This is a genomic window from Novosphingobium hassiacum, from assembly GCF_014196055.1.
In the GTDB taxonomy this organism is placed as follows: Bacteria; Pseudomonadota; Alphaproteobacteria; order Sphingomonadales; family Sphingomonadaceae; genus Novosphingobium; species Novosphingobium hassiacum.
The window spans coordinates 1-1366 of sequence record NZ_JACICY010000052.1 but is presented as its reverse complement, the minus strand read 5'-3'; the positions used below and the strand labels follow the sequence as shown (position 1 = coordinate 1366).

The following is a 1366-nucleotide window of genomic DNA, read 5'->3' as shown; positions in this document are numbered from 1 at the left end:
CAACCGCATGGCTGTTTATCGCCTCGATCCAGCTCTTCACCCGCCGCATCGCAAGGTCATGAATTTACGAAGGATAATTTCGAATCAGGCTCTGAGAAGCGCTACAGCAGCAAGGGCTACCTTCGAAAATGCTTTCATACACTTCCTCCTCGATTACGGGAAAGAGAAGATATGACTTTCAGCAGAAAGGCGTCAATCCGAAGAATTGCGGAAATGATAATTTATTTACATTCAGTTTGATCGTTTCTGACGATTCATTGTGATTTCAGGGGCTGAGAATCAGCCATTAAAAGCTCTTTAAGGAACGATATTATCGATGAGCGGCCATCGGCCCCCGACAGATCGGCTGCCATAAGGGTGTTTATGAGGAAATTGCTTAGGCCAAATTTGCCGGAAAGGTTGTTTGCGGCATTGACCCTTGCTTGCTGATTCGGTGTGTCGTTGACGGCGGCATCGGTAATTTCTGAGCCGTTGCTGGAAAAATAGACAACGCCCATTCTGTGCATTTTGTTGCTTATGCCCATTTCGCCGGCGAGGCCGTCCATAGCTGATGTATCCAATCCTTTCTCTTTTGCGGCGATATATATGGACGTCAAATTGTCCATGTCAGAATAGGATAGTTCGGCCAGGACACTTGCGTCACCCAGAAGGGTCTTGCGCGCCGTTTCATCGTTGTTGAGCGAAGCAACGTCGCTGTTCGTGGATTTCAGTTGGGCAACGAGATCATCCTTGTTCAGGGTAATCCCGGCAGCAGTTGCCTGTGTGATCATTGTGTCTGCAGCCTTGTCAAACACATAATCGTTGAATTTTTTGACGTTAAGGTATGCACCTTTGGTAATATTACCTGCTTCATAGCCTTGAAAAGGTTCGATATGTTCTTTCTGAATATATTGTCTGGCTTCATCAAATAGCGCCGCGAGCTTGGTGGCTGTTGGTGAGATTTGCGTCACTGTGACCGATACGCCAGAAGACGCTGCGATGGCTTCCTGCGGAACGGTTTCATTGGTCTGAGATTGACGGAGCGTTGCCGATTGGACCGAAACGCCATTGGTGATGATCATTCTCTTGCCCCTGATCCCATATAATTCGGGCTATGGCCCGCACCTGAACATTTAATCTAAACGGCAAAATGCCCTTAAACTTTAGGTTTTGTGCTCGCAGAGGGGAACTGGTAGGCCACTCAGGCGTGCAGCGAAGCGCGCGCGGGACCAGGCCCAACTCACAGGTTTCAAAAAGCTTTTCGAATACTGACTTTCACAGTCCTTCCATATGGGTCGCGTCCGTCAAGGTGGTGTAATTTCGGCTGTGGCCGTGGGCCATCGTCAGGCGGCTTTGGCGGTGATGTGTAGGGGCTGATTTTCCTCCT

The 1366-nt window shown here is 49.0% G+C and carries 1 protein-coding gene; it reads right to left on the bottom strand.

The features are described from left to right. Positions 1-254 precede the first annotated feature (254 nt). Positions 255-1061, bottom strand: a complete 807-nt coding sequence (locus GGQ88_RS21020; protein WP_183615354.1) for a hypothetical protein — start codon at positions 1059-1061, stop codon at positions 255-257. Between the last annotated feature and the right edge of the window lie 305 nt (positions 1062-1366).